17 protein-coding genes, 2 tRNA genes and 3 rRNA genes are annotated in these 20,114 nt (G+C 52.8%); 1 reads left to right on the top strand and 21 read right to left on the bottom strand.

Features of this window, described 5'->3' with window-relative positions; all coding sequences use genetic code 11:
- Window positions 1–93: 93 nt before the first annotated feature.
- Genes SGBXF1_RS04165 through SGBXF1_RS04090 form a run of 16 tightly spaced genes read right to left on the bottom strand, consistent with a single transcriptional unit; the run spans window position 94 to window position 13,620 of the window.
- Complete coding sequence (locus SGBXF1_RS04165) at window positions 94–1,323, bottom strand: beta-ketoacyl-ACP synthase (RefSeq protein WP_037422938.1); 1,230 nt, start codon at window positions 1,321–1,323, stop codon at window positions 94–96.
- Entirely contained in the window at window positions 1,320–2,051 is a 732-nt protein-coding gene (locus SGBXF1_RS04160) for a 3-ketoacyl-ACP reductase FabG2 (protein WP_186427868.1), read from the bottom strand. Before SGBXF1_RS04160 ends, SGBXF1_RS04165 begins: the two co-directional genes overlap by 4 nt.
- Window positions 2,048–2,521, bottom strand: a complete 474-nt coding sequence (locus tag SGBXF1_RS04155) for a hotdog family protein (protein ID WP_037422934.1) — start codon at window positions 2,519–2,521, stop codon at window positions 2,048–2,050. Before SGBXF1_RS04155 ends, SGBXF1_RS04160 begins: the two co-directional genes overlap by 4 nt.
- On the bottom strand, window positions 2,518–3,687 hold the full coding sequence (locus SGBXF1_RS04150) for a beta-ketoacyl-[acyl-carrier-protein] synthase family protein (RefSeq protein ID WP_037422924.1): 1,170 nt from the start codon (window positions 3,685–3,687) through the stop codon (window positions 2,518–2,520). Before SGBXF1_RS04150 ends, SGBXF1_RS04155 begins: the two co-directional genes overlap by 4 nt.
- Window positions 3,687–4,259, bottom strand: coding sequence for a DUF3261 domain-containing protein (locus tag SGBXF1_RS04145; RefSeq protein WP_037422923.1), 573 nt, complete (start codon window positions 4,257–4,259; stop codon window positions 3,687–3,689). The genes SGBXF1_RS04150 and SGBXF1_RS04145 overlap by 1 nt, the downstream gene beginning before the upstream one ends.
- Window positions 4,259–6,565 (bottom strand): MMPL family transporter, encoded by a 2,307-nt coding sequence (locus tag SGBXF1_RS04140; protein WP_186427867.1) that lies wholly within the window; start codon window positions 6,563–6,565, stop codon window positions 4,259–4,261. Before SGBXF1_RS04140 ends, SGBXF1_RS04145 begins: the two co-directional genes overlap by 1 nt.
- On the bottom strand, window positions 6,555–7,160 hold the full coding sequence (locus tag SGBXF1_RS04135; protein ID WP_186427866.1) for a LolA family protein: 606 nt from the start codon (window positions 7,158–7,160) through the stop codon (window positions 6,555–6,557). Before SGBXF1_RS04135 ends, SGBXF1_RS04140 begins: the two co-directional genes overlap by 11 nt.
- A complete protein-coding gene (locus SGBXF1_RS04130) occupies window positions 7,157–7,585 on the bottom strand; it encodes an acyl-CoA thioesterase (RefSeq protein WP_186427865.1) in 429 nt (142 codons plus the stop codon). Before SGBXF1_RS04130 ends, SGBXF1_RS04135 begins: the two co-directional genes overlap by 4 nt.
- Window positions 7,582–9,300: a glycosyltransferase family 2 protein gene (locus tag SGBXF1_RS04125; RefSeq protein ID WP_186427864.1), complete on the bottom strand. Its 1,719-nt coding sequence runs from the start codon at window positions 9,298–9,300 to the stop codon at window positions 7,582–7,584. The genes SGBXF1_RS04130 and SGBXF1_RS04125 overlap by 4 nt, the downstream gene beginning before the upstream one ends.
- On the bottom strand, window positions 9,291–9,635 hold the full coding sequence (locus SGBXF1_RS04120; protein WP_037422917.1) for a 3-hydroxyacyl-ACP dehydratase FabZ family protein: 345 nt from the start codon (window positions 9,633–9,635) through the stop codon (window positions 9,291–9,293). Before SGBXF1_RS04120 ends, SGBXF1_RS04125 begins: the two co-directional genes overlap by 10 nt.
- Window positions 9,632–11,005, bottom strand: a complete 1,374-nt coding sequence (locus SGBXF1_RS04115; RefSeq protein ID WP_238321004.1) for an AMP-binding protein — start codon at window positions 11,003–11,005, stop codon at window positions 9,632–9,634. The genes SGBXF1_RS04120 and SGBXF1_RS04115 overlap by 4 nt, the downstream gene beginning before the upstream one ends.
- The gene (locus tag SGBXF1_RS04110) at window positions 10,972–11,556 is read right to left on the bottom strand and encodes a COG4648 family protein (RefSeq protein WP_130379313.1); all 585 of its coding nucleotides are present in this window, start codon (window positions 11,554–11,556) and stop codon (window positions 10,972–10,974) included. Before SGBXF1_RS04110 ends, SGBXF1_RS04115 begins: the two co-directional genes overlap by 34 nt.
- 15 nt (window positions 11,557–11,571) lie before the next feature.
- The gene (locus tag SGBXF1_RS04105) at window positions 11,572–11,823 is read right to left on the bottom strand and encodes an acyl carrier protein (protein ID WP_012005336.1); all 252 of its coding nucleotides are present in this window, start codon (window positions 11,821–11,823) and stop codon (window positions 11,572–11,574) included.
- A gap of 9 nt (window positions 11,824–11,832) precedes the next feature.
- Window positions 11,833–12,093 (bottom strand): phosphopantetheine-binding protein, encoded by a 261-nt coding sequence (locus SGBXF1_RS04100; RefSeq protein WP_037426925.1) that lies wholly within the window; start codon window positions 12,091–12,093, stop codon window positions 11,833–11,835.
- A gap of 4 nt (window positions 12,094–12,097) precedes the next feature.
- Window positions 12,098–12,916, bottom strand: a complete 819-nt coding sequence (locus SGBXF1_RS04095; protein WP_186427863.1) for a lysophospholipid acyltransferase family protein — start codon at window positions 12,914–12,916, stop codon at window positions 12,098–12,100.
- Entirely contained in the window at window positions 12,916–13,620 is a 705-nt protein-coding gene (locus SGBXF1_RS04090) for a beta-ketoacyl synthase chain length factor (RefSeq protein WP_238321003.1), read from the bottom strand. Before SGBXF1_RS04090 ends, SGBXF1_RS04095 begins: the two co-directional genes overlap by 1 nt.
- Before the next feature lie 298 nt (window positions 13,621–13,918).
- Between SGBXF1_RS04090 and SGBXF1_RS04085 the strand changes: the two genes are divergently transcribed.
- On the top strand, window positions 13,919–14,308 hold the full coding sequence (locus SGBXF1_RS04085) for a hypothetical protein (RefSeq protein WP_186427862.1): 390 nt from the start codon (window positions 13,919–13,921) through the stop codon (window positions 14,306–14,308).
- A 186-nt stretch (window positions 14,309–14,494) separates the two neighbouring features.
- Here the strand turns inward: SGBXF1_RS04085 and SGBXF1_RS04080 are convergent.
- The 5 genes from SGBXF1_RS04080 to SGBXF1_RS04060 all read right to left on the bottom strand — a co-directional run bounded on the left by SGBXF1_RS04080 (window position 14,495) and on the right by SGBXF1_RS04060 (window position 19,789).
- Window positions 14,495–14,571: transfer RNA gene (locus tag SGBXF1_RS04080), tRNA-Asp, on the bottom strand.
- A 95-nt stretch (window positions 14,572–14,666) separates the two neighbouring features.
- Window positions 14,667–14,782 (bottom strand): 5S ribosomal RNA (gene rrf / locus SGBXF1_RS04075).
- Between the two features lie 101 nt (window positions 14,783–14,883).
- Window positions 14,884–17,792, bottom strand: a 23S ribosomal RNA gene (locus tag SGBXF1_RS04070).
- A 234-nt stretch (window positions 17,793–18,026) separates the two neighbouring features.
- Window positions 18,027–18,102: transfer RNA gene (locus SGBXF1_RS04065), tRNA-Glu, on the bottom strand.
- Window positions 18,103–18,246: 144 nt separating this feature from the next.
- A 16S ribosomal RNA gene (locus tag SGBXF1_RS04060) occupies window positions 18,247–19,789 on the bottom strand.
- The 16S, 23S and 5S rRNA genes sit together here with 2 tRNA genes alongside, the layout of an rRNA operon.
- Window positions 19,790–20,114 lie beyond the last annotated feature (325 nt).

Here is a 20,114-nt window from a genome sequence, read left to right as displayed (position 1 = left end):
GCAACTGTTTTGTTGATCAAAAACGCCCTATTGTGCATAAGACTTTTGATTAAACAGCAACAATTGCCGGGGTGAGCCCCCGGCAATGAGGAGTTATGCCCAACGACGCAGGATTAGCGAGGTATTGATACCACCAAACGCGAAGTTGTTCGATTGCACAAATTCGGTATCAATTTGGCGATAATCGCCCATGATGTAATCCAGATCACCACAGGTGCTGTCCGGCTCACTGAGGTTAATCGTTGGGGCAAAGCTGCCTTCGCGCATCATCTCCAGCGCCATCCAGGCTTCCAATGCACCACAAGCACCCAGCGTATGACCAAAATAACTTTTTAATGAAGAGATCGGCGTACGGTTACCGAAAATGGCTGCCGTTGCCTGACTTTCCGCGATATCACCACGGTCTGTTGCCGTCCCATGAGCGCTGATATAGCCGATATCGCCGGTTGCCAACCCAGATGCTTTCAGTGCCTGTTGCATGCAAACCTGCATGGTTTCCTGCTGAGGCTGGGTAATATGTGCCGCATCACAGTTGGTCGCAAAGCTGATAATTTCACCGTAAATAGTGGCACCACGCGCCAACGCATGCTCCAACGACTCCAGAATCAACGTTCCCGCGCCTTCGCCAATGACCAAACCGTCTCGCTGACGATCAAACGGACGAGGTGATAGCTCGGGGTGATCGTTTTGCTGGCTGGTGGCAAACAGCGTGTCGAACACCGCGGCCTCCGAAGGACATAGCTCTTCAGCGCCTCCCGCCACCATCACCGTTTGATAGCCGTGGCGAATACTCTCGTAAGCGTAACCAATCGCCTGGCTGCCCGACGTACAGGCGCTGGAGGTCGGGATCACTCGGCCCCGCAAGCCGAAGAACAGGCCTGCATTTACCGCCGCAGTATGAGGCATCATCTGCACATAGGTGGTACCGGTAATATTGCCGGTGTGCTTTTCGGTCAACATGGTGGCGAACTCACTGACTGGTTTGGTACTGCCGGTCGATGAGCCGTAGGCGATGCCGGTCTCACCGTTGGTCAATACGGCCTCACCCAGTAGTCCTGCTTGCTCCAGCGCCAATTCGGTCGCCCGAGTCGCCAGTAATGAAACACGTCCCATCGAACGGATACGCTTGCGGGTGTAGTGATCCGGCAACACGAAATTCTCGACCGGTGCGCCGAGGTGAGTATTCAGCCCTTGATACTCTTCCCATTGTGACATGTAACGCACGGCATTCTTGCCCTGCCTCAGTCGGCTGGACACGTCCACCCAATTATTGCCAAATGCGGTGATACCCGCCATACCAGTAACGACCACGCGCTGTGTCATACCATTCCTCCATTAATGGAAATGACTTGCCGCGTCACATAACCGGCAACATCTGACATCAGGTAGCTGGCTAACCCCGCCACTTCTTCCGCCGACCCCATGCGTTTGAGCGGGATAGCGCGCATTGCTTCATCCAGCGCGGCCGGCTCCATGTCGATCATCCCTGTGTCAATCAGGCCTGGTGCAATACAGTTAACCGTAATTTTGCGCTTTGCCAGCTCAATTGCCAGCGCCTTACAGGCACCAATCACACCGGCCTTGGCCGCACTGTAGTTGACCTGCCCACGGTTGCCCATCACGCCGGAAACCGACGACAGCGCGACGATCCGCCCCCCCTTGCGCAGGCCAATCATCGGCATAACACAAGGGTGTAGCACGTTGTAGAAGCTGTCGAGATTGGTATGGATCACGCCATCCCAGTCGTCTTCACTTAATGCCGGGAAAGCACCGTCGCGGGTGATCCCCGCATTGTTCACCACGCCGTAATAAGCACCGTGGGTGTCGATATCCTGCTCTAGCCGCTCACGGCACTCAATACGGTTGCTGATATCAAACTGAATCAACCGCCCTTGCCCGCCAGCACTGACAATCTGCTGCAGCGTGTGTTCTGCCCCGGTCTTATCCCTGTGGTAGTGAACTACAATCAAAAAGCCATCCGCAGCCAAGCGGCAGGCAATCGCCTGGCCGATTCCTTTGCTGGCGCCGGTGACTAAAACGGAACGCATCATGCGTCTCCCCTTAAGGTCGTTAATTGAATAATTTCTTGTTGATCAGGCTGATAGGTGTTCAACCTTCCCTGTGCGATCTGCACATTATTGATACTAATTTCACACTCAAAACTGGCTAATTTTTCATCTTTCAACAGCTGGTGCACGCTCACCAACAGTTCGCTGCCTGCGGGAAAGGATGACAGTTCGCAGCGAATCGCGCGCCCGCCAAGCAGCATGCCAAGCTGGGGTGGCTGAGCGCTCTGGCGACCATGCCATCCACTCCATACGCCAATCGCCTGCGCCATCAGCTCAATACCATACCAGCCTGGTAATGCACCCTGCGCGTCAAGGAAAGGTGCCAGCACGCCATCGCCGCTAACCTTAACCGCACATCTTGCATGTTCCTCCCCCACTTCCAGTACCCGCTCCAGCAGTACCATCGGAGAAGCGTGAGGCAAGTAGTATTCGGCGGTGTGATACGGATTCATGGGGCATCTCCCAACAGCAGACAAGCGTTATTGCCACCGAAGGCAAACGAATTGGACAAGATTGTACGTGGCCCCAAAGACTGCGGCCGGCAAACCAGACCGATAGTTGCCAGTTCAGCATCGCGTGGTACAACGCTGAAATCCTGCTGTGGCAACGGCAGTTGCTCGGTCAGCAGCAACCAACTCAACGCAGCTTCTACGGCACCGGCTGCGCCCAGCGTGTGACCCGTGAGATGTTTGGTGGAACTACAGGGTGTCTGGGAACCAAACAGGCGATTAACCACTTGAGCTTCAACCTGATCGTTCAGCCGCGTGGCGGTACCATGCAAATTAATATAACCGATCTGCTCGACGCCTAAACCAGCCTGCCGCAGCGCCATTGTGATAGCCCGCTCGGCGCCTTCACCTGCCGGATGCGGCGCCGACATATGCCAGGCATCCGAAGACTCACCGACGCCCAGCAGCGCCACGGGTGCCGGTTCCCGCGTTAATAACATCAGTGCAGCGGCTTCGCCGATATTAATACCGCTGCGCCCGGTCGCAAAAGGTGTGCAGCGATCCGCAGACAGTGATTCCAGACTGTTGAATCCATTGATTGGCATTTGGCACAGACTGTCAGCACCGCCGACAATCGCCGCATCCACCAGCCCTGCATCAATCAGGCGTTTGCCGCTGATGATGGCACGAGCACTCGATGAACAGGCAGTAGACAGAGTATACGCCGGGCCACGAGTCGCGAGAAAAGCACTGAGGAACTGGCCCGGATCGCCCAACTCCTGCTGCTGGTAATCATAACCCTGCGGCCACTGCCCTGCCTGGTACTGTTGTAAGGCCAACTCACCCTCGTGGATCCCCGAAGTACTGGTCCCCATGATCACCGCGACACGTGACACACCGTAACGGGCAATAGCCTCGCGCACTGGCACGCCGATCTGGGCCAACGCCGCCAGCAGCAGACGATTGTTGCGAGAATTATGCTGTTTGAGTGACTCAGGAATTGTGGGTAATTCCCCCTGCACGTTGCCAAACCAGGATGGTGCGCCGCCGATAAGCCATTGCGTCTGCTGCTGCATCCCCGGAGACACGCCCCGCGCCAGATTTTCTGCAATCTGCGGCAAGCTATTACCCAGTGCATTCACCATTCCTACGGCGGAGAAGTAGATCATTATTCGCTCCCCAGGTTCTGTATGGTGATGCGATAGTGGAAGGCAGATTGTGTAATAGAGAGTGGTTCACGCCGCCCATCTGTCTGCTGGTAACGAATTTCACTGACGATCACCCCGCGATCATCATACAGACGGCGCACCTGCGGTTGATCCTCTAAGCGCCATCCCGCAGGCAACAAGGGTTGCCAATTTGCTACCGGCCAATAGCTCAGCATAATGTCGGCTAGCACTTGGCTGGCTGGTGGCAATTCCCCCACCTTGATCAACTGTTCGGTACGGATACCCTGGTGATCATAGGTCAGGTTGAACAAACGAATACCGAGCGGCGACATTCCCACCAGTTGCAGACGCTGGCCGTCGGCATTGAGCAATACCAGCATCGAATGCTGCTGCCCTTTCACGTTAGCAGTCAGTAACTGTTGCTGATTGAACGGCTGAGCCAATGTCGGCGCAGGTAATGTTACCCGGGTACCGGGCTTCAGCCAGGCTTGCGGCAGGGTTTGATCCTGCGAACTGGCACAACCGGCCAGCACGGTGACCAGCATTAACAACATCATTCGTAAGCCGTGCATCAGGCTTTTCCTCTTTTTCTTTTTGTTGCTAACGTCAGCGGCGCCAACAGAAATGCCACGGCAATTCCGCTGCTCAAAACGATACCAAAACTGCTGATGGCCTGCGTATGACTCAGCACTAACATGCCGAAGGTCAGTTGAGTGGTGAATACCGCCATAAAGATGGCAAACATCGAGGTGGTCGGGGTACCACGGGGATTGGTAAAGAACAGCGTATAGTTAATACCAATCCCCAGTACCAGTACCAGTGCCAATAACGAGAACAAATTCAACGTATGGCCACTCAATGCCAACACCGCAATACCGCTACCCAGTGACAACAGCATTGGCACCATACAGCGCAGGCCATGGCGCAAACCAAAACGCCAGAGATAGATAAGCGCAATCGCCGCCACTGACAGCATTAGCAAATACGAGAGATACAACCGGTATTGCCCAAAGAGTTCACTGAATTCGGTTTTTCGGTCGATCCACCCGGTGCCCGGCACTTGCTTAGCCAATGTCTGCATCGCCGCACTGTTCTGCACGCCGTTCACCGGTACCAACACCGCACTGCGTCCATCAGGTAACGTCAACCACAGCAGCCGCCAGCCCTCGCTGACCACACTGCCCATCCACTGTTCCGGTGTCACCCATTCAGGCGTTAAGTCCGGGGCTTTCAGCGACAAATCCGCCTGCTGTAACTGCGCCATCACCTGGGGTACAACCCGTTGTAACAAGGCGACGTTCTGCTGTTGACGCTGAAGCGAAGGCAAAGGTAACAACCGATAATCCGCCAGAATGCCTTGCCGTTTAGCCTGTGCCAGCTTGGGCTGTAACAGCTCCAGCCGCTGGAGCAATTGTTCGGCATTGGTGCCATAGACCACCAGCCATTTCTGATCGTTATGCTGCCCCGTGAGAGCCGCAATACGTTGTTCCTGCTGCTGCAGTTCCATTGGCAATGCCTGCAATTGCCCGATATCGTCGTCCACCTTCAGTTGGCTAAAACCGACGACCACCAGCAACAGCAGTGCTCCGGGTAACCCATAACGCAGCACTGGCCGATGACGCCAGGCATGCAGCCAACGCAGAATCAGTGTTAATCCCGGCGCCGGACGCACGGGTAGCCGACGCGATAACCGAGGATACCAACATATCACCGTGACACAGGCCGCACTTAGCCCCGCAGCGGCAAACACCGCCAGCTGCTGTAAGCCCGGAAATGGCGCAATCAGCAGTGCCAGATAGGCAACCACGGTGGTCACTAGCGCCATCGACAAGGCAGGTAACAGTTTCTGCAAACTGGCTAAAGGCGTCGATTGCTGACCATGTACCATACGTTCGGTCAGGAAATAGAGCGTGTAATCCGCCGAAATGCCGACAATGCTGATGCTCAACACCAGCGTCATCAAATGTATTTCCCCAAACGCCAGCAACGTAGCGACAGTGCCCGCCAATGCGCCAATGCTCACTGACAGCGCGCACAACAACAACGGCAATGGCGAGCGGAACATCAACAACACCAATAAAAACACGCCCACGACCGACGCTAGGCCAATAGTGGAAATATCCCGTTCGGCCTGTTGGCTAGCGTAGTTGCTGTAAAACAGTGTGCCGCGGTTCAGCACCTCTGCGCCCGGCCAGCGTTGTTGCAGTTGTTGCTGCAACGCTGTCAGTTTATCCACCGTCCGTCGGGCACTGGTGATGTCATAAGAAGATGCACTTAACTCCGCATGCAGCAGATACCAACTGCGGCCTTGTACGTCGCGCGCCACCAGCCAGCCGTTGGACAGACTCAACAATCCCCCGTTTTGCTGCTGCGCCAATTGCGAGGCCCGAACCAGCATCAATGGATCGTTGGCCAGTTCTTTACCGCTGACGCCAGCGAAAGCTGAATAGAGTTGTCCCAGAATCCACTGGCTTTGTGCATCCGGTCCTTGCTGGAGCCGTTGCCGGGTAGTGTCATCCAACAGCACATTACGATGCTGATAGAAAAATCGCCCCCACTGCTGTTGGCGTTGCGCATCCATTGGCCCGCCAACCTGCTGCAGTTCGGGCATCTGCCGTAATTGCTGCCACCACCAATTTACTGCCGCACTATCCGCTCCTGGAGGTGGACTCACCAACCACATCAGTTGCCGATCGAGCCGGCGACTGAAGCCATCAGCCAGTTCATCCGGTACGCCCACCAGCTGCTGCTTCGGTAATAACGCCAAGACGCTACTGTTAATCTGGCTACGCGGCAGCAGCCAGCACAGCGCGGCAAGTAATAGCAGGCAAATCGCCAACCAACCAAACGCTAACCGCCGGTGCAATTCAGGACGCAAAACGCTGTTGCTCCTCAGCCGTCAGTGTTTGGGGTGTCGTTTTCTGGTTAAAGAAACGGATATGCGTAGCGTCACTTTGCATATCATCAATATCAATAGTTTCCAGGAATTGCTCGCCATTGAGAGTAATGCGCTTGAACAGCTTGTCGAGCGGCGTGGTTTTTGGCGTCAGCACCAGTCGCCATTGGTTATTACCCAGATCGCTGAACTGCAAAGCAAAGTTTTGCTCCAGTGCCTGGCTGTCAGCGTGAAACAGTGCGGTCAGTAGATGGTTGAACTGGAACATCTGCGGGTTGTTTTCCGCCGTTACTACCTGCGGTGGCTGGCCCGCCAGAGTTTGTACCATACGTTTATCATCCAACAGCAAGGTCAACGGGAAGGGTTTTTGTTGCGCCCACCATAGCCCCTTTTGCTGAGAAATCAGCAGCTCACCACTAGACTTCAAGGGTTTTGCCATACCGCTAATGCTGCGTTGCTGTTCGAACTGAGCACGCAGTACCGGCTGTTGGCTAAAGCGCTGTTGCAGTTCCGGCAACGTTACCGCCTGCACGCTCACACTGAAAAAGGTAACGAACGCCAGCATCCAAAATTTCATTGTGCCTCCTCGATGTTATCCAACAACACCTGCGGCGAAACAAAGCACATTTCTTTGCTGGCAATCTCTACCGCCACCTGAATAGTATGCCCGCGAGTGGTCAACTGACCGCTGTGCGCGTCAAGGATACGGTAGCCAATACGCAGGCGATTTTCATATTCCTCCAACTCGGCACAGACAATGATTTTCTGTTCAAACAACACTGGGGCAATATATTTCACTCGTGTGTCGACGATCGGCCAAACATAGCCCGATGCCTGCATTTGCCGGTAGCCATAGTTAAACTGTTTCAGCAAAGCCTCACGGGCGATTTCAAAATAGCGGAAGTAGTTGCCATGCCAGACCACACCCATAGCATCGGTATCATGGAAAGGAATGGTGATCTCAACCTTGACGGAGAATCGCGGATCGTCTTTTAGCTTCATGTCTCAGGCCTCTGTTGCGATGACGGTTGCGACGCCAACTGCCAGAAATCGAAAAAATTAAACCAGTCGAGCGGCGCCAACAGACAATAATGTTCCAGCCGCGCGGCATACTGGTCCACAGCCTCTTGCAACGCCTGCTGACGTTGCTGGCGCGGTAAGATTAGCGGATCGGCAAAGGGTTCAAAATAAACGTTAAGATGCCCCTGCTGCTTGAGGCCAAACATCAAAAATACCGGGCAGCGCAACGCGGCGGCCAGAACAAACGGGCCCTGTGGAAACGGTGCGGGATGGTCGAGGAAATGGCTCCACACGACGCGCGGCTGCTCACCACGCTGATATTTGCCCGCTGAAGTGCGATCACCCACGATCGCCACCCATTCACCGGCATCCAGTTTATCCTGCAAGCGCATAGCCGTTTCCGGCCCCAACGACGTCACTGAGATCAAATTCAGATTGGCGCGAGGATTAACCTCTTTCATCAACTGATTGAAACGCTCGGCGTGTTCCGTAAACACCAGAGCATTAACAATCACGCCGGAACCCAACTCCCCCAATGCCCGACAGGATTCAATGTCTCCCAAATGCGAGGCCAGAATTAAGGTTCCCTTGCCGCTGGCAATCTGATGTTCGCATAGCGAAGGATTCACCAGCCTGATATCTCTCAGCTCGCCCTGCCAACTTGCCAGCTTATTAAGCATCGCATCACCAAACCGCATAAAGTGACGGAAGCTATCGAGTGGCTCGGGCAACGGCTGCTGCCTGCTTTGGGCAAACAACCGCAAACGTTGTAAATACTCTCGCGATGCCTCGCGCTGAGTGCGGCCTGTCAGCCAGAAATAGCCGATTACCGGATACAACAACAGCTGAAAGGCCTGGCGACCGAACAAACGGTACACCCGCAACATCAGCCGAATACCCCACAGGCCTTGACGCTCCTGCGTCGCCGACCAATGCTCTGGAACAGCGAACCGACGCCGCTGGCGCAACAAGTGGGGAATGCGCAGCAACATGCCGAAAAACAAACGGGTATGCATCCAGGATATGCGCAAATTATCGCGCAACGCATCGAAGTGGGAAACGCCGTCGACAGGATAGGTTACGCGTGTGGGTAGAAAACGGCTCGCGACGCCCTGCCAGTACAATCTGACCATCACTTCGGTATCAAAATCCATGCGTTTGCCAAGCGGTTGGCGTGTCGTCAACGCCAGCGTCGGCGCCACCGGATAGACACGAAAACCGCACATGCTGTCTTTCAACGACAACGACAAGGTTTCAATCCACACCCAGACATGGGTGACGTAGCGGCCATACAAACGCGCTTTCGGCACTGAGCTGTCATAAACAGGCCGACCGGAAATCAGACAGTCTGGATAAGTGCGCGCTTCAGTAATCATTGCCGGGATATCGCTCAGTTGATGCTGACCGTCGGCATCCACCTGTAAAGCATGGCTGTAGCCCTGCCGTTGTGCCAACTGCAAACCGGCGATGACTGCCGCACCTTTGCCTTGATTTTGCTCCAGCCGTAGCAACATGACCCATGGCAGCCCGGCAGCCAACCGCTGCAATTCCTGAGCAGTCGTGGGATCACTACCATCATCGACGATCAGGCATGGCAAACCATAGCCAGCCAGTGCAGCCAGCACTGCTGCCATCATCTGCCCGTGATTGAAACAGGGAATAACAATGCAGGGAGAGAATGGTGCACTCACTGACATAATGAGATCTTGCCGCTGCTGGCCGTCGCCTCACCCACGCGGTAGCTAAACAGCAACTTATGTCGCGCTGGCTGCCATTCAAGCTGCAACGTCACTGTTTGTTCTGGCAGCAAGGGTTGTTGAAACTTTACCACTTCGATCCCTCTAAACTCGGCCTCAATAGCCAGCAACTGACGCGCATACTGCATGACCCAGTTCAACTGCGTGACCCCCGGCAAGATCGGGTGTTCTGGAAAATGGCCACGGAACCAAAACAGCCCGGCAGGTAAACGCAGTTGCAGGCTGGCATGGGTAGCATCACTCACCTGTTGTTGCAGCACCTCAGGTTGCATCATAAAAACAGCTCCTGTAGTTCGGCATAGGCGCGTTTACCTTGTGGGTTAAGCGGGATAACGTCGATAATACGCCAATGGCGCGGCAGGGCCACCGGCTCCAGCCAGCCTCGTAACGCCTGATGCAACTCACGAGTAAATTCCCCTTCGGACAAGGTATGCCGGCGCGTTTCACCATACGAAGACAGCACAATCACCGCCGCCAATACAGTGCGCCCTCTTTGCTGTTGCGTTAACACTGCAGCATCGGCGATCTCCGGCAGTGAAATTAAGCGTTGCTCGACTTCGGTTAGCGACAGACGTTTCTCTTCCAGCTTGATAATACGGTCTGCACGGCCTTTTAACTGAAATTGGCGGCCATCTGGCGCAAGCTGAATAAGATCGCTCAGCACCAGTTCCCCAGTATCGGGTATTAATGGGGACGCAACGTGGACACTGTCATCGGAGTTCACCGTTAACTTTACATCCGCAAACGGCTGCCACAATGTGGCCTCGCGATATTGCCTGCGCCAGGCCAGTGTGCCAGTTTCCGTCGTGCCATAAATTTCCAACGGCAATACGCCCAGCGCTTGCTGAGACAGCATCGCCTCAGCACAGGATAGCGGGCCACCTGCGGAAAGAACATCAACGCACTCTGCGACAGCCAACCGGTTATCCAACCGTTTAAGCCACGCGGGGCTACTGACTAACACCAAACGCCGCCCCTGATGCTGAGCAATCAACTGTTCATGGTATCGCGTCAACTGGGCATCAAATGGCAGACCCAAAGCCAGTGGCAGGAATAATCGAAAACTCAGGCCATACATATGTTGATGAGAGACTGTAGCCACGACGCAACATCTCTGGAAAGCATCGCCCCAGGTTGCTGCCAGCAGTTCGCTTTCGCGATCCATACAGCCCACCGATTTATTCACCGCTTGCGGTTGGCCGGTCGAGCCGGAGGTATAAAGGATAAATCGTGGGTCTTGCGGCCAGGCAGGCAGCGCTACCCCCGTACTGCCCCCTTCTGCTACCGGCAAAATCGGTACATCAAGATCGAGGGGTAAATCAGTTAGCAGTGCGTCGAAGTCTGCCCGCTGCTCTCTGAGGATAGCTTCGCGCTGATGACCAAAAATTACCGGCACTCTGTTGGCATACAAAGAGGCCAACAACGCAACGGCAAAACGATAGCTATCATCAAAACACAGCGCCCACCGATGCTCTTCCCTACTCATCAGTTTCTCGGTCAATGCCGCAACGTCACGGCGAAATTGGCCGAGGCATAATGTCTCGGCGCCACGCCAGGCAATAAGCACAGAATCGTCGCGCGCCGAACTTAGCCATTGGCTCATCGGTAAACTCAGATGTGCCTGATCCTTTTTCTGACTATCCATTCAATACCCATTAATGCCCCCATCAGCAGGTAGCTGATGCCGCCGTTATACAACGTCCAGAGTGTTATATCCCCAGACAGACAGGTTGCCAGCGCTATTGCACCGTTAACAATAAAGAACCCACACCAGACCTGAGTCACCTTGCGAGTATAAGCCACGCCAACGGCATCCAACTGTGGCTCGGTTATACGCGCCAACCGCTCAACCACCGTGGGTGGTGCAAACAACGAGTACGCAAACAGTAACAACAGCAATGCGTTGACCAGTACCGGGTAATACAGCAACCAATGACTCTGTTTCAGTGCCCAACTGGCAAGCGCCAGCAAGATGCCAACAATGGCCAAGGCTTTGCCCAACCACATTTGCTGACGCAATTTACCACGCAGTACAAACAGACGAAGGGTAAAGACCGTCACCAATAACGGCGCCAAGACAGTGGTTCCCCAGTGCGATAAACCAACCCAAACAGCCAACGGGTAAAGCAGTAGAACTAGCCAGGTCGCAACCTGTAACAGCCGCAAGATTCCATTTAGCCAAGGAATGGTCTTCACCTTCACGCCCTGATCTTAGCTGTCTGACTTCAGTAACTCATCGATGGCATCAACCACGTCTTGCACGGTGCGTACCGACTTGAACATTTCCGGCTTAATCTTCTTACCGGTTGTTTTTTGCAGGTGTACCACTAGATCCACAGCATCAATACTGTCCAGCTCTAACTCTTCGTACAACCGAGACTCGGGTTTGATGTCATCAGCATCCAACTCGAACAGCTTGACCAGTAGCGCCTGAATTTGCAGGTAAATTTCTTGCTTATCCATGAAAACCTCTTATTTGCTACGCTGTGCAGAAACAAACTTCGCCAGCGTTTCCACGGAATAAAAATGTTGGCGCATATCTTGGCTTTCAGCCGACAGCACCACGCCATAACGGTTCTTTAATGCTAAACCCAGCTCCAATGCGTCAATGGAGTCCAAACCCAGTCCATCACCAAACAGCGGCGCTTCGGCGTCAATCTCCTCCGGTGTCATACCTTCAAGATTGAGCGTATCAATGATCAATTGCTTGATTTCAGAGCTCAATAAATTCATTACACTATTTCTCATTATTTATAGAATCTGACTGTAAAGCGTCAGTTAAATGCTGGGTTAATCTTCTTGCCGCGAGGGCGGGAGAAACGTCATTCGCATGTATGAATGCGCGAGCGTCGATCTTATCCTGAACGGTGATGCGGAACTGCGGTTTTATCGGCGGGATCTTATACCATTTACCCTGCTTCGTCAGCATGGGTGGCTGGCAGTGGATATGCACCACGCGGATATCACACTGGCTACGAAGCGCAATATTGGCAGCCCCTCGTTGCAGTGACAACGCCTTACCCGGCGTAGTGCGTGTTCCTTCAGGAAAGATCAGGATAGTCCCACCGCTAGCTAAACGTTGCCGGCACTGTTCCAACAGGACATCCGACTGCGCATTTGCCAGATAGCCCGCAGCTTTGATCACACCACTGACAAACATGTTGCTCAGTAATGCTTCCTTGACGATACAGTCGCAGCGCGGCATCTGTGAAGCCAGCAACACATAATCCAGCAGGCTGGGATGGTTAGCGATCACCAGACAGCCACTGTCCTCACTCAAGCGTTCAACGTTGTCGAAATGGTAATCCAGTACACCGAAAAAGCGCGTCGTTGCCAAAAAGAAACGGAAGCTATGTCGGATCGAGTTTTGGGTCAGTCGACTACGGCGCGCAGGATCGCGAACCACCAGACGCATCAGGTTAAACCAAACACCTGATAGCAGCAGGCCACCCAGGCCGAAAAGTGAAAAGCAAAAGCCGGTGGCCACAACCCGCCAACAGCGATTAAACCAAGACGATTGTTCAGGCACACTTTCCGCAGATATCGTCGTCGCCATCAGCGCCCCCACAACCATTCGTGCCGTGGACCCGGAACAGTAAACTCATCATCAGTACGCAACCAACCGCGCAAAAATGACAGACTCTGTGGCTCCTGACAGGCAGTAGGCCCGGCGTCTGCAACGTTGCAATGCAGTGAACCGCCACTTTCCAACAATAACGCGACAGCATAGGGATATGAGTTCACGGGAACAAAAGGCCGGTAAACATCCGGCACAACACCGTCAAAATCAATTAATAGCACCCGTTCCGCACTGCCCGTCGCCAATACGGCCTGAGCCTCAATCATACCCTGCTGAAAGCTGTCTTCACCGGCAGCCAATGATGTAGTTGGCAAGGTATTCTTCGCCATAATCGTTAACCAACCTGCAGCCGTGTTGTGCACCGACATGGCAAAATCCGTTGGCGATAGCGGCTGGTCCTGATGCAGGTGTTGGAGAATTTTGTGTGTCCGCTCTAATTCACCATGACGGCTGGTAAAGATCGCCATATCCGCCTGAAAGTCATTCAGTAAGATTAACCCACTCTCTACTGCCAAACGCGTTCCGGCACTCATCCGACGCAGCGACATCATGGGAATATGCGAACAGCCAGGTAATGTGCCCTGAGATTCAGTAGTAAATGAGTTATCCGTAGCCCATTGACGCCAAGCTTCACGCGTTCCACGATCGGGAGCCATTGCCCACCAACTGAGTATATTCATGTCGCCGCCATATTAAGGGTATTACCGGTCAGAAAAATTGCGTGGGTAAATTTATTATATCTGACCTCAGATTGCATTCCCAAAATTCCTATTTTTGCGCGGAATATTCAATTAAAAGATTAGGGTTACTTATCGACATAACTTCGTAGGACTTGAGCAAAAAGAGAATTATCACGATGAAAAGCAGCAATATTTGTCGAAAAGGGTCTATAGAGGTATCTTATTGAAGGACAACCATACATCATTCTTCGTGTATGGCTAATACATTACCTATTTACGACCGCTCATGGAAAAGAGTATGAAACCATTAAAGCTCATTTTAACTGGCGTATTCGCCGCAGTCCTGATCAGTGGGTGTGCTGGCACCGCGCCGGTAAAAAACATCAATCAGAATGTTGTAGGTAGTCACACTGATGCACAAGTACGCCAGGCGATTCTCTCTGCCGGGTTGAATCGCAGCTGGATGCTGAATCCGACAAGTGATGGCGTGATCGATGGCAAAATCCTGTTACGCGGGCACAGTGCCAACATCCGCATCACTTACAATGCAAATAGTTATCAGATTAAGTATCTAGACAGCAGTAATATGGATGCCAAAGAGGGAAAGATTCACCCAAATTATAACCGTTGGGTGGCCAATCTCGATAAAGATATACAGATAGAACTGGCACGTCAGAATATTAAATAATCACCAAACTTATTACCCGGCGGAGGTTCCTACTGCCGGGTATATTATTCTTTATATTGGCATTCAATTCAGATAATTATTTATCAGAACAGATTTTCACCGCATAAAACACGCTGCAATATTTAATTTTTTTGGATTTTGAATATGAAAAAGCCCTGAGTCATAGACTCAGGGCTTATCAATTAGTGGCGGAACGGACGGGGCTCGAACCCGCGACCCCCTGCGTGACAGGCAGGTATTCTAACCAACTGAACTACCGCTCCACCGGTTCTTTCACGTCACATCTTTCGATGTGGGCAACACCGCTCTTGGCGATCTTGCTCATTACCGGTTGTCAGACCGATAACGTTTAATTGATGCCTGGCAGTGTCCTACTCTCGCATGGGGAGACCCCACACTACCATCGGCGCTACGGCGTTTCACTTCTGAGTTCGGCATGGGGTCAGGTGGGACCACCGCGCTATTGCCGCCAGGCAAATTCTGTTTCATTCCAACCGCTACTTCACGTAGCCATCAGAACCAATCTCGGAACATCGCTGAAAATCTTCTCAAATCAAAAACACCTTTGGTGTTGTAAGGTTAAGTCTCACGGATCATTAGTACTGGTTAGCTCAATGCATCGCTGCACTTACACACCCAGCCTATCAACGTCTTAGTCTTAAACGTTCCTTCAGGGGAATCAAGTTCCCAGGGAAGACTCATCTCGAGGCAAGTTTCGCGCTTAGATGCTTTCAGCGCTTATCTTTTCCGCACTTAGCTACCGGGCAGTGCCATTGGCATGACAACCCGAACACCAGTGGTGCGTTCACTCCGGTCCTCTCGTACTAGGAGCAACCCCTCTCAATCTTCCAACGCCCACGGCAGATAGGGACCGAACTGTCTCACGACGTTCTAAACCCAGCTCGCGTACCACTTTAAATGGCGAACAGCCATACCCTTGGGACCTACTTCAGCCCCAGGATGTGATGAGCCGACATCGAGGTGCCAAACACCGCCGTCGATATGAACTCTTGGGCGGTATCAGCCTGTTATCCCCGGAGTACCTTTTATCCGTTGAGCGATGGCCCTTCCATTCAGAACCACCGGATCACTAAGACCTACTTTCGTACCTGCTCGAGCCGTCACTCTCGCAGTCAAGCTAGCTTATGCCTTTGCACTAACCTCACGATGTCCGACCGTGATTAGCTAACCTTCGTGCTCCTCCGTTACTCTTTGGGAGGAGACCGCCCCAGTCAAACTACCCACCAGACACTGTCCTCACCCCGGATTACGGGGCCGAGTTAGAACATCAAACATTAAAGGGTGGTATTTCAAGGTTGGCTCCATGCAGACTGGCGTCCACACTTCAAAGCCTCCCACCTATCCTACACATCAAGGCTCAATGTTCAGTGTCAAGCTATAGTAAAGGTTCACGGGGTCTTTCCGTCTTGCCGCGGGTACACTGCATCTTCACAGCGAGTTCAATTTCACTGAGTCTCGGGTGGAGACAGCCTGGCCATCATTACGCCATTCGTGCAGGTCGGAACTTACCCGACAAGGAATTTCGCTACCTTAGGACCGTTATAGTTACGGCCGCCGTTTACTGGGGCTTCGATCAAGAGCTTCGCCTTGCGGCTGACCCCATCAATTAACCTTCCAGCACCGGGCAGGCGTCACACCGTATACGTCCACTTTCGTGTTTGCACAGTGCTGTGTTTTTATTAAACAGTTGCAGCCAGCTGGTATCTGCGACTGGCTTCAGCTCCGAGAGCAAGTCTCTTCACCTACGCGCCAGCGTGCCTTCTCCCGAAGTTACGGCACCATTTTGCCTAGTTCCTTCACCCGAGTTCTCTCAAGCGCCTTGGTATTCTCTACCTGACCACCTGTGTCGGTTTGGGGTACGATTCTGTGTTACCTGATGCTTAGAGGCTTTTCCTGGAAGCTTGGCATCAACTACTTCTGCACCGTAGTGCATCGTCATCACGCCTCAGGGTTGAATGAATAACCGGATTTACCAGGTCATTCCCCCTACACGCTTAAACCGGGACAACCGTCGCCCGGCTAGCCTAGCCTTCTCCGTCCCCCCTTCGCAGTAACACCGAGTACAGGAATATTAACCTGTTTCCCATCGACTACGCCTTTCGGCCTCGCCTTAGGGGTCGACTCACCCTGCCCCGATTAACGTTGGACAGGAACCCTTGGTCTTCCGGCGAGCGGGTTTTTCACCCGCTTTATCGTTACTTATGTCAGCATTCGCACTTCTGATACCTCCAGCAATCCTCACAGACCACCTTCAACGGCTTACAGAACGCTCCCCTACCCAACAACGCCTAAGCGTCGCTGCCGCAGCTTCGGTGCATGGTTTAGCCCCGTTACATCTTCCGCGCAGGCCGACTCGACCAGTGAGCTATTACGCTTTCTTTAAATGATGGCTGCTTCTAAGCCAACATCCTGGCTGTCTATGCCTTCCCACATCGTTTCCCACTTAACCATGACTTTGGGACCTTAGCTGGCGGTCTGGGTTGTTTCCCTCTTCACGACGGACGTTAGCACCCGCCGTGTGTCTCCCGTGATAACATTCTTCGGTATTCGGAGTTTGCATCGGTTTGGTAAGCCGGGATGGCCCCCTAGCCGAAACAGTGCTCTACCCCCGAAGATGAGTTCACGAGGCGCTACCTAAATAGCTTTCGGGGAGAACCAGCTATCTCCCGGTTTGATTGGCCTTTCACCCCCAGCCACAAGTCATCCGCTAATTTTTCAACATTAGTCGGTTCGGTCCTCCAGTTAGTGTTACCCAACCTTCAACCTGCCCATGGCTAGATCACCGGGTTTCGGGTCTATACCTTGCAACTATTCGCCCAGTTAAGACTCGGTTTCCCTACGGCTCCCCTATACGGTTAACCTTGCTACAAAATATAAGTCGCTGACCCATTATACAAAAGGTACGCAGTCACACCACGAAGGTGCTCCCACTGCTTGTACGTACACGGTTTCAGGTTCTATTTCACTCCCCTCGCCGGGGTTCTTTTCGCCTTTCCCTCACGGTACTGGTTCACTATCGGTCAGTCAGGAGTATTTAGCCTTGGAGGATGGTCCCCCCATATTCAGACAGGATGTCACGTGTCCCGCCCTACTCATCGAACTCACAATTAATGCATTTTAGTGTACGGGACTATCACCCTTTACTGTGCGACTTTCCAGACGCTTCCACTAACACAAGAACTGATTCAGGTTCTGGGCTCCTCCCCGTTCGCTCGCCGCTACTGGGGGAATCTCGGTTGATTTCTTTTCCTCGGGGTACTTAGATGTTTCAGTTCCCCCGGTTCGCCTCATACGACTATGTATTCATCGTATGATAGTGCAACGAATTGCACTGGGTTTCCCCATTCGGGTATCGCCGGTTATAACGGTTCATATCACCTTACCGACGCTTATCGCAGATTAGCACGCCCTTCATCGCCTCTGACTGCCTAGGCATCCACCGTGTACGCTTAGTCACTTAACCTCACAACCCGAAGGTGTTTCCACTTTCGTATTGCTACATTTGAGAGACTCTATGACAGGGTACTCCTTACTCCAGTACTTCTACGGAGGAGTAAGTTTCAGCTGTCATGTTTCAATTTTCAGCTTGTTCCAGATTGTTAAAGAGCAATATCTTAAACACGACTCGCAAGAGTCATCTTTAAGATTTTTTCGGTTATGACTAACCGGTGATAATGTCTTTCACTCATTATCGGATTGGCGTCCCCAAGGGGATTCGAACCCCTGTTACAGCCGTGAAAGGGCAGTGTCCTAGGCCTCTAGACGATGGGGACACGAAAATCCGATTAAACTGAATGTCTTAATCGGTTCGTATCAGCATGAGTCAGAGACTCATTACATCAACAGGTAGCGCTTTTGCTCATTACTTTTTCATCAGACAATCTGTGTGAGCACTTCACGCAATCAATATCATTAGGTAAGGAGGTGATCCAACCGCAGGTTCCCCTACGGTTACCTTGTTACGACTTCACCCCAGTCATGAATCACAAAGTGGTAAGCGCCCTCCCGAAGGTTAAGCTACCTACTTCTTTTGCAACCCACTCCCATGGTGTGACGGGCGGTGTGTACAAGGCCCGGGAACGTATTCACCGTAGCATTCTGATCTACGATTACTAGCGATTCCGACTTCACGGAGTCGAGTTGCAGACTCCGATCCGGACTACGACGTACTTTATGAGGTCCGCTTGCTCTCGCGAGTTCGCTTCTCTTTGTATACGCCATTGTAGCACGTGTGTAGCCCTACTCGTAAGGGCCATGATGACTTGACGTCATCCCCACCTTCCTCCGGTTTATCACCGGCAGTCTCCTTTGAGTTCCCGCCATTACGCGCTGGCAACAAAGGATAAGGGTTGCGCTCGTTGCGGGACTTAACCCAACATTTCACAACACGAGCTGACGACAGCCATGCAGCACCTGTCTCAGAGTTCCCGAAGGCACTAAGCTATCTCTAGCGAATTCTCTGGATGTCAAGAGTAGGTAAGGTTCTTCGCGTTGCATCGAATTAAACCACATGCTCCACCGCTTGTGCGGGCCCCCGTCAATTCATTTGAGTTTTAACCTTGCGGCCGTACTCCCCAGGCGGTCGACTTAACGCGTTAGCTCCGGAAGCCACGCCTCAAGGGCACAACCTCCAAGTCGACATCGTTTACAGCGTGGACTACCAGGGTATCTAATCCTGTTTGCTCCCCACGCTTTCGCACCTGAGCGTCAGTCTTTGTCCAGGGGGCCGCCTTCGCCACCGGTATTCCTCCAGATCTCTACGCATTTCACCGCTACACCTGGAATTCTACCCCCCTCTACAAGACTCTAGCTTGCCAGTTTCAAATGCAGTTCCCACGTTAAGCGCGGGGATTTCACATCTGACTTAACAAACCGCCTGCGTGCGCTTTACGCCCAGTAATTCCGATTAACGCTTGCACCCTCCGTATTACCGCGGCTGCTGGCACGGAGTTAGCCGGTGCTTCTTCTGCGAGTAACGTCAATGCAATGTGCTATTAACACACTGCCCTTCCTCCTCGCTGAAAGTGCTTTACAACCCGAAGGCCTTCTTCACACACGCGGCATGGCTGCATCAGGCTTGCGCCCATTGTGCAATATTCCCCACTGCTGCCTCCCGTAGGAGTCTGGACCGTGTCTCAGTTCCAGTGTGGCTGGTCATCCTCTCAGACCAGCTAGGGATCGTCGCCTAGGTGAGCCATTACCCCACCTACTAGCTAATCCCATCTGGGCACATCTGATGGCGTGAGGCCCGAAGGTCCCCCACTTTGGTCCGAAGACGTTATGCGGTATTAGCTACCGTTTCCAGTAGTTATCCCCCTCCATCAGGCAGTTTCCCAGACATTACTCACCCGTCCGCCGCTCGTCACCCAGAGAGCAAGCTCTCTTGTGCTACCGCTCGACTTGCATGTGTTAGGCCTGCCGCCAGCGTTCAATCTGAGCCATGATCAAACTCTTCAATTAAAAGCTTGATTTGCTTCAACTCGTGAAGCGATGCTCGAAAATTAACTTTCGTAATAATCAGACCGTTGACGAATCAACCGACTGACTTATTGCTTGGTCACTCTTCAAGACTTGATATTTTTTCGAACCCGAAGGTTCTGGATATCGTCTTGTGGAGTGCCCACACAGATTGTCTGATAAATTGTTAAAGAGCGTTCGTTACTGAGATAACTCTCGGTAACGCGGGAGGTGCATATTACGCTTTCCCGCTGAAGAGTCAAGCTTTTTTCTTATTAAGAAACGGTGTTTTCACCGGCTTGCTTCTTCCTGGCTGGGCGACTTGTTT

Origin of the sequence: Serratia grimesii (assembly GCF_900186025.1) — a bacterium.
GTDB classification, from domain to species: Bacteria; Pseudomonadota; Gammaproteobacteria; order Enterobacterales; family Enterobacteriaceae; genus Serratia; species Serratia grimesii.
Note: the sequence above shows the minus strand (reverse complement) of the source record. Positions and strands in the feature narration are given on the sequence as shown.

What these genes read in the sequence shown, in the direction of transcription:
- SGBXF1_RS04165 (WP_037422938.1), bottom strand. Translation starts at nt 1,323, where the DNA reads ATGACACAGCGCGTGGTCGTTACTGGTATGGCGGGTATCACCGCATTT.
- SGBXF1_RS04145 (WP_037422923.1), bottom strand. Translation starts at nt 4,259, where the DNA reads ATGCACGGCTTACGAATGATGTTGTTAATGCTGGTCACCGTGCTGGCC.
- SGBXF1_RS04120 (WP_037422917.1), bottom strand. Translation starts at nt 9,635, where the DNA reads ATGATGCAACCTGAGGTGCTGCAACAACAGGTGAGTGATGCTACCCAT.
- SGBXF1_RS04100 (WP_037426925.1), bottom strand. Translation starts at nt 12,093, where the DNA reads ATGAATTTATTGAGCTCTGAAATCAAGCAATTGATCATTGATACGCTC.
- SGBXF1_RS04090 (WP_238321003.1), bottom strand. Translation starts at nt 13,620, where the DNA reads ATGAATATACTCAGTTGGTGGGCAATGGCTCCCGATCGTGGAACGCGT.
- SGBXF1_RS04150 (WP_037422924.1), bottom strand. Translation starts at nt 3,687, where the DNA reads ATGATCTACTTCTCCGCCGTAGGAATGGTGAATGCACTGGGTAATAGC.
- SGBXF1_RS04130 (WP_186427865.1), bottom strand. Translation starts at nt 7,585, where the DNA reads ATGAAGCTAAAAGACGATCCGCGATTCTCCGTCAAGGTTGAGATCACC.
- SGBXF1_RS04085 (WP_186427862.1), top strand. Translation starts at nt 13,919, where the DNA reads ATGAAACCATTAAAGCTCATTTTAACTGGCGTATTCGCCGCAGTCCTG.
- SGBXF1_RS04155 (WP_037422934.1), bottom strand. Translation starts at nt 2,521, where the DNA reads ATGAATCCGTATCACACCGCCGAATACTACTTGCCTCACGCTTCTCCG.
- SGBXF1_RS04135 (WP_186427866.1), bottom strand. Translation starts at nt 7,160, where the DNA reads ATGAAATTTTGGATGCTGGCGTTCGTTACCTTTTTCAGTGTGAGCGTG.
- SGBXF1_RS04095 (WP_186427863.1), bottom strand. Translation starts at nt 12,916, where the DNA reads ATGGCGACGACGATATCTGCGGAAAGTGTGCCTGAACAATCGTCTTGG.
- SGBXF1_RS04125 (WP_186427864.1), bottom strand. Translation starts at nt 9,300, where the DNA reads ATGTCAGTGAGTGCACCATTCTCTCCCTGCATTGTTATTCCCTGTTTC.
- SGBXF1_RS04105 (WP_012005336.1), bottom strand. Translation starts at nt 11,823, where the DNA reads ATGGATAAGCAAGAAATTTACCTGCAAATTCAGGCGCTACTGGTCAAG.
- SGBXF1_RS04115 (WP_238321004.1), bottom strand. Translation starts at nt 11,005, where the DNA reads ATGGATAGTCAGAAAAAGGATCAGGCACATCTGAGTTTACCGATGAGC.
- SGBXF1_RS04160 (WP_186427868.1), bottom strand. Translation starts at nt 2,051, where the DNA reads ATGATGCGTTCCGTTTTAGTCACCGGCGCCAGCAAAGGAATCGGCCAG.